Source organism: Deltaproteobacteria bacterium, assembly GCA_020845775.1.
Classification (GTDB): Bacteria; Bdellovibrionota_C; UBA2361; order SZUA-149; family JADLFC01; genus JADLFC01.
This window is the reverse complement of the sequence record JADLFC010000149.1, coordinates 1-7375: the sequence shown is the minus strand read 5'-3', so window position 1 is coordinate 7375 and position 7375 is coordinate 1. Positions and strand designations below refer to the sequence as shown.

8 protein-coding genes are annotated in these 7375 nt (G+C 45.2%); 4 read left to right on the top strand and 4 right to left on the bottom strand.

The window, feature by feature from the left end:
• Positions 1-195 precede the first annotated feature (195 nt).
• Entirely contained in the window at positions 196-807 is a 612-nt protein-coding gene (locus tag IT291_09835) for a hypothetical protein (GenBank protein ID MCC6221526.1), read from the bottom strand.
• Between the two features lie 178 nt (positions 808-985).
• On the opposite strand from IT291_09835, the gene glmU reads away from it, so the two are divergent.
• The 3 genes from glmU to IT291_09820 are packed head-to-tail and all read left to right on the top strand — an operon-like array spanning position 986 to position 4644.
• Complete coding sequence (gene glmU / locus IT291_09830; protein MCC6221525.1) at positions 986-2434, top strand: bifunctional UDP-N-acetylglucosamine diphosphorylase/glucosamine-1-phosphate N-acetyltransferase GlmU; 1449 nt, start codon at positions 986-988, stop codon at positions 2432-2434.
• A complete protein-coding gene (glmS, locus tag IT291_09825; protein MCC6221524.1) occupies positions 2435-4297 on the top strand; it encodes a glutamine--fructose-6-phosphate transaminase (isomerizing) in 1863 nt (620 codons plus the stop codon).
• On the top strand, positions 4297-4644 hold the full coding sequence (locus tag IT291_09820; GenBank protein MCC6221523.1) for a hypothetical protein: 348 nt from the start codon (positions 4297-4299) through the stop codon (positions 4642-4644). Before glmS ends, IT291_09820 begins: the two co-directional genes overlap by 1 nt.
• Positions 4645-4666: 22 nt before the next feature.
• Here IT291_09820 and IT291_09815 read toward each other — a convergent pair whose 3' ends face one another.
• Both IT291_09815 and IT291_09810 read right to left on the bottom strand, forming a co-directional pair.
• Positions 4667-5089: a PIN domain-containing protein gene (locus tag IT291_09815; GenBank protein MCC6221522.1), complete on the bottom strand. Its 423-nt coding sequence runs from the start codon at positions 5087-5089 to the stop codon at positions 4667-4669.
• Positions 5082-5306, bottom strand: a complete 225-nt coding sequence (locus IT291_09810) for a hypothetical protein (GenBank protein MCC6221521.1) — start codon at positions 5304-5306, stop codon at positions 5082-5084. The genes IT291_09815 and IT291_09810 overlap by 8 nt, the downstream gene beginning before the upstream one ends.
• A gap of 186 nt (positions 5307-5492) precedes the next feature.
• Between IT291_09810 and IT291_09805 the strand changes: the two genes are divergently transcribed.
• Positions 5493-5762 carry a hypothetical protein gene (locus tag IT291_09805; GenBank protein ID MCC6221520.1) on the top strand — a complete coding sequence of 90 codons (270 nt, stop codon included), beginning with the start codon at positions 5493-5495 and terminating at the stop codon, positions 5760-5762.
• A 104-nt stretch (positions 5763-5866) separates the two neighbouring features.
• Here the strand turns inward: IT291_09805 and IT291_09800 are convergent, their stop codons facing one another.
• A complete protein-coding gene (locus IT291_09800; GenBank protein MCC6221519.1) occupies positions 5867-7048 on the bottom strand; it encodes an ATP-binding protein in 1182 nt (393 codons plus the stop codon).
• Positions 7049-7375: the final 327 nt, after the last annotated feature.

Below are 7375 nucleotides of genomic sequence, written 5' to 3'. Positions count from 1 at the left end.
AGGCATCTGCGCTCAAATCGCATTGAGCCAAAACAAATGCCAAAAACCTTCAAAACTTCCTCATATCTCTTTTCCCGCGCCGCCCTACGGCATGGAAAAAGAAACGAGCCTTTTACTTACTTCTAAGCAACTATATATGGTGTTTTATTAAAGAACCACAAAAAAGGAGCTTATACACTATCGTGAGAATTATGACTACTTAGCACCAGCCTTTTTAGCTGTTGCGGCTCCGGCTGAGGCTTTTATGATTACTTTGCCGTCGCGCATGACAATTTTGTATTGCAATTTAGTGGCTCCGTGCTGGGCTTTTAGTTGCTTAGCCTTGTCAATAAGCGTCTTTTTAAAGGCCTCGTAATCGACATTTTTAGAGTTTTGACCGACCTTCGCCAGAGCGTTTTCGTAGCAGGTAAAAAGCTGGCGAATTTGCTTCTCGGCCGCTCCCTTTTTGGTTGCGGCTAGTTTATCCTCCTCCGCAAAGCGCTCCCGCATGCACATTTTAAATTTATCTTTTACGTAAGTTCCCTCCTCCTTTTGCTTGCAGACGCGCTCCCAATAAGTTGCATATGTCTGATATTTCTGAATTACTTGCCTAAGGCGAAAGCGATTGGCAGAATTTTTAAATGGAGCTTTTAATAAGTGCCTAATGGTTTTTTTTATGTCTTTCTGATACTTTGCCGCCGGAAGTGGAATGATATCTACAAAATATTGCTCGTATAGCACTCTCAACTCGTTGATGCTTGCCTCAAGGCGATCTAGTTTTTGGTCAAACTCTCGCCTCGCAACATTTTGTACTCTATTTTTTAGCATGCTCTTGAAAAAATTTTTAAGGAACTTAATATCTTATCGACGAGCTCTTTAGTTAAATTAACAGGGAAAAACAGATTATAAGGGGCTAGCGGAAAACTACCGTCCCCGAATCACACACTCAAGTGCTTGATTTTTTGTAAAAGGAAAATATTTTTGAGCGTTTTTAGATAGTTAACCTATGGATTGTGCACGACGGGATTTGCAAATAATTGTTCTAGCTGCCGGCCAAGGGAAGCGCATGAAGTCTAAGCTTCCTAAGGTTTTGCATCGTTTATGTGGTCAAACCTTGATAGAGCGGGTTATTAGAGCGGCTTCTGGCCTTAATCCTAAGAGAATAGTCCTGGTAATTGGGCATTCAAAGGAACTAGTTCTCAATGAACTAAATTCTTGGCGATCGCGCCCAGATTTTAAGAACATAGAGTTCAAAACTGCGATACAGGACGAGCAGCTAGGAACTGGCCACGCTGTGCAAATGGCGTTTCCAGAGCTAGATGAAAATATTTCTAAGCTTTTAATTGTTCCTGGGGATTCGCCCTTGATTAAGACTTCTACACTAGAGCCACTAGTCACTGCTGCTTGTGCCGCTTCTGCGCCAGACCTCCTAATCCTCACAACGAAACCCACTAATCCGCATGGTTTAGGGCGCATAGTTAGAAATAAGGATGGAAGCATTAAGAAAATAGTAGAGGAGCTAGACTGTGATAGCGAGGAACAAAAAATAACTGAGGTAAATACTTCTATCTATGCTGGGAAGACGGTCTTCTTTAAATCCATGCTCGATAAACTAGGTAGCGATAATGCTCAGAAGGAAATTTATTTAACCGACATCGTCGAGGTAGGATTAAATAATGGCAGTAAAGTAGAAGGAATAACTACGCAGTTCCAACATGAGGTAGCTGGTGCTAACAGCCGCGAGGAGCTTTCTATGCTCGAAAAAATCAGACGAGCCGAAATTAATCGCGCTCATATGCTTGCGGGAGTTAGTTTTCAAGATCCAGATGCAGCGTATATAGATGAAGGTGTAAAACTAGGCTTGGATAGCTACATCGGCGCTGGAGTTTCGCTAAAAGGGACTTGCGAAATCGGCTGCGGAGTTTCAATTGATGAACACAGTACCATAATAAATTCTTCTATTGGAGATAATGTCCACATAAAACACGCTTCGCACATAGAAGCTGCAAACATCGGCAATGGCTGTCAAATTGGCCCATTTGCTCGCCTTAGACCGGACTCCGTGCTCGAAGCTGACGTCAGAATAGGCAATTTTGTCGAAACCAAAAAAGTGCACATTCAAAGAGATGCTAAAGTAAACCATCTCACATATTTGGGAGATGCCGAGGTAGGCGAAGAAGTAAACGTTGGAGCAGGCACTATTACGTGTAACTACGATGGTTTTGCCAAGCATAAGACTACTATAGCAAACGGGGCTTTTATCGGGAGCAATGCAAGCTTAGTTGCCCCTGTAAATATTGGCGCGGGTGCAATTGTAGGCGCTGGGTCGGTAATTACGGAAGATGTGCCAGCAAATGCTTTAGCAATAGAGCGATCGACGCAAAAAAACATTGACGAATGGGCCAAGCAAAAGCGTATAGGAGCGAGTCGTAAAACTAAAGGGAGTAATGACTAAATGTGTGGCATAGTAGGGTATTTGGGTCCAAAAGATCCAGTCTCGGTAATAGTTAAAGGTTTAGAAAAACTCGAATATCGCGGTTATGATTCAGCGGGGGTAGCTACCATTTACAAGGACGAGCTTGAGGTATTTCGCGCCCAGGGAAAGCTCGAAAATCTAAAGAACTTATTGGCAACTAAATATGAGCACGGCAAGTGTTGTGGCGAGTGTAGCCAAGGTTTTCGCATTGGCATTGGCCATACCCGCTGGGCCACTCACGGTCGTCCTTCCGAAGTAAATGCTCATCCACATGTGGCTGGCAATGTTTGCGTGGTGCATAACGGTATAATTGAAAACTATTTATCGCTAAAGAAACGCCTGCAGGACGAGGGCTGCACATTCCGCTCCGAGACTGACACTGAAATAGCAGCGCATCTCATTAACTATTATTTGCAAAGCTCCAAAGACTTAACTGAAGCTGTTAGCCGCGCTACCAAGGAACTAGTTGGTAGCTATGCCTTGGTAGTGATATCTACGACTGAGCCCGACTCCATCGTCGTTGCCCGCAATGCCACACCAGTGGTTGTTGGCCTAAGCAAAAATGGGGAGCACTTCGTAGCTTCTGACATTACGGCTATTCTCGAGCATACCAACAAAATAGTAGTAATAGAGGATGGCGAACTTGCTACGATTAACCCCAATGGGCTTTCGATTTTAGCAAATGGTGAAATCGTAGAAAGAGCGCCTATAGTAATAACTTGGGATCCCATAACGGCGGAAAAAGGGGGCTATCGCCACTTTATGTTAAAGGAAATTCACGAGCAGCCCCAAGTCATTACAGACACTTTTCGCGGGCGGATAGATCAAGAAACAGGCGATATTTTTCTCGACGGGGTAACGCTTAGCGATGAAGATTTTAAGCGAATTCAGCGCATCACCATTTCTGCCTGCGGCACTGCATTGCACGTAGCTTTGGTAGCTCGTTTCTATTTAGAACAGATGGCAAGAGTTTACGTCGATGTAGATTATGCGTCCGAGTTTCGCTATCGGACTGCTCCAATTGACAGTTCGACACTTTTTATCGTCATTAGCCAGTCTGGAGAGACTGCCGACACTTTAGGGGCGCTACGCGTAGCTAAGAAGGCCGGAGCAAAAACTCTAGCAATTTGCAACGTCCAGGGTTCAACGATAGCGCGGGAAGCGGATAACGTTTTTTACACCCATGCGGGCCCAGAAATTAGCGTCGCGTCTACAAAAGCATTTGTTACGCAGCTAACCGCTGCCTACATGCTCAGTTTGCGCATGGCGAAAGCCCGCGGGACTTTAAGTGCGGAAGAAATAAAGTCGAGAATTCAGGATTTAGTTCACTTGCCAGCACTGGTAAAAAAAGCTTTGGAATTCGATCGCTCTATAGAGAAAATAGCGCGAAAATACGGACGAAACCGCAATTTTCTGTTTCTCGGTCGTGGCCTCCTTTATCCAATCGCCCTAGAAGGTGCCTTAAAGATGAAAGAAATCTCTTACCTCCATGCCGAGGGCTATCCCGCGGGTGAAATGAAGCACGGCCCCATTGCGCTCGTCGACGAAGAAACCCCCGTAGTAGTCATAATGGGAAAAGACGGGAGCAACTACGAAAAAACCATGTCCAACCTCATGGAAGTCGAATCCCGCGGCGCTCGCATAATTGCCGTAGCGGATCACATCGCCCCCGAAATTAAAGAGCTTGCCTGGGAAACCATCACCTTAGGCGACATCCCCACGCACATGCTCCCCGTGGTGCTTACCATTCCCTTGCAACTGCTAGCCTACCACGTAGCCGTCTACCACGGCACCGACGTCGACCAACCCCGAAATCTCGCAAAAAGTGTAACGGTGGAGTGATGCTACGACGCGAATCTTGGCACATAACAGCTTATCTCCTCGCGGCTCTTCTATTTGCCGTAGCTTGTAACGACGATAAGCCCAAGGAGAGTGAGTTTGGCTATTCGACCTTTGAGGATGCTCCGCCAAAAAAGGAGTTTCTTTCCGAGGAAATGACCAAGATTGAAGCTGTCGCAGAACAAACCGCTTCTATGGCTAGCCAGTTAGGCGAAGACGTTAAAGCCAAGGCCGAAAAAGGCACTGAGGAGATAAAAAGCGAGATAGCTAGCGCCACCAATGAAGCAGAAGAGACCGTTCAAGAAATCGTTCGAGACACGAAGCAAGCGGCGAAGGATCTTATTCCGTAGCTAATTTTTAAGCTTTTTTCGTTTACGGCGTTACTTCTACAAAAGGGTTCTTAACTCTGACGCCCTGAAGTAGCTGGCCGTGATTTAGATCCTCGGACCACAATACCGCACACTTTGCCGCCGCCGCACTTGCTACGATTAACGCATCCCAAAACGATATTTTGTTTAGAACACTGCAATCTATTGCGTCCCTTATGATATCAATGTCGACCGTAACTACTTCGCTATTTTCAAGCGTTCGCAGAATGTCCTTCGCCATGAGAGGCTCAAGCCCCAACTTAGTGGTTGCCACCACAAAAAACTCTTGCATCACTTGAGTTGAAATCACCATTAAACCGCTCGAGCGCAACTCAAGAAGTAACGCGCGACTTTTTCGCTTTTTCTTTTTATCTTGATTATCTAGGGCATAGACGAGGATATTCGTATCGACAAATATCTTAGACATCGTAAAGATCTTCCCTGCGCCATTTTTTTCCTTTTGAACTTACCATCTGCCGATCCATTAACTCAAAACATTCAAGCATCCAATCATCATTGGGGCTTTCAACCGTCTGTGCCAGCAATTTTCTAATAAGTGCATTTAGCGACATTCCCCGGCTCTTAGCATACTCTCGGCCCGCGACTAATAACTTATTATCGAGCGACAACGTAATATTTTTCATGTCGTTATAACCTTTAATGGCTCATATTACACATTATATGTGCCCACTTGTTATGTGTCAAATATATCTTTGAGCTCCACCCAAAAAAGTTAGGTCCAAACAATAAATTTGCCATCCCCGCTTACCACGCGTTAAGCTTAGCTATATTTGCTCAACTTCCGCTTTAACACTGCTGTTAGGGGATCCATGCAACCGTTACCTCTTGATACCTCACCCGATGCGTTAAACAAGATGCATGAGTTTGCCCGCGCGCTCTCGCCCAGCGAACGCCTCGAAAAACTACTTTCCTTAATGTCGTGCCTTGCTGAGCTTGCCATTGCGGCTATACGCGCTGAAGACCCCGACATTAGCAAAAAAGAGTTATACCTTCGCTATGCCGAGCGACTTCATGGCCGGGAAATTGCAGAAACAGTATTTCGCCAAATTGCAGACGCCAAGTTTCCTAACGATGTCTGAGAAGTCACCCTTAAACGAGCCCATCTTAACCCTAAGAGACTTGATAAGCTCACTTAAAGCAGCTCAGGTTCCCCATTACCTCGTGGGCTCTTTTGCAAGAGCGTTTATGTGGCTAGACTTAGCAAATCGACGCAATCTTCTATTATGATACCATCTTGGGCTCTTCGACTTCCCCGCACTGGGGTAATAATGCTTTTAGTCAAAATGTTTTCCTCGCCAAATATTTTTGTCATCTCGCTAAACGCTTTAGTTACCTTGTTCGGGGTTTCCGCCCACTTACACTCGTATAACTTTAGCTTTTCGCCTACGGGCAGCACAAAATCAACTTCGAGGCCATAGTGATCTCGGTAAAAATACACTTGTGGCCTCAGCCCACGGTTAGTGTGCCAACGAATTATTTGCCCCAGTACGAGAGTTTCAAACATTGGGCCTAGCAGAGCACTGGAGCGGAGATCCTCGTCCGATCTTAGCCCTGCTAGAAAACAGGCAAGTCCGGTATCCAGAAAATACAGCTTCGGGGTCTTTACGATTCTTTTGCCAGGATTGTTGTAGTACGGCTCAAGCAAACATATTATCTGCGAAGCCTCAAGAACCGATAACCAACTCTTTATCGTACTTGGACTCACACCAAGATCCGCTGCGAGCGAATTCATCGAAAGAAGCTGACCCGTACGTATCGCCACCATTCGCATAAAGCGATCAAAATCGCGAAGATTTTGCACTCGTATTGCCTGACGAACATCTCTCTCTAAGTACGTTGCAACGTAATCGCCAAAAAACCTATGTGGTTTGAGGTCACTTGCGTGCAAACCCGGAAAGCCCCCTAAAAACATGCTTTGCTGCAATTGAGATCCTTCAATCCTTTTATTGCTCGAGCGCTCAAGCTCCGAAAGCGACAGAGTATGAAGCTCAACTATAGATACTCTTCCAGCAAGACTTTCACTAACCTGAGACATTAAGCTAAACTTCTGCGAACCGGTTAGAATGTATCTGCCATTTGCGTTTCGCTTAGTATCGACGGCATGTTTTAAATAACGAAAAAGCTTAGGGGCATACTGAACCTCATCAATTATCAAAGGCTCGCCATAGTTAGCCAAAAACGCCTCCCCAGACTCATCGGCTTCTTCAGCTATGCGCGGAAGATCGAGAGAAACATAAGAATGCTGGGGAAATATTTCTTGGCAAAGACTAGTTTTCCCAGTCTGCCTCGCCCCAGTTATCAACAAAACCGGCTTACTCGCGTGCAATTCCGGCAAAACACTAGAAATTTCTCTATTAATCCACATACTTGGACAGTTTCCAATATGATTACAGATTTGTCAACAATTTATTCATGCACCCTAACGTCGAGGACGCACAATCTCTATCGACTCTTTGCCAAGTAGCTCTCTGGATATACACACTTCTCGGCTCAATCGCTGTTTAAAGCAGTTTTTAAGTCAGCGTATTTCTTTAGTTCAACCTTGATAAATCCCAGGTTGAACTTTTAAATTGTCAAGATGTGGATAGAACGAGAGATCTCTAGTCGAGTTCGAAAATTAAGCGAGTCTTTTCCGGCTATTATCCTTACAGGTGCCCGACAGACGGGCAAGACCTCGCTACTTCGCCATATT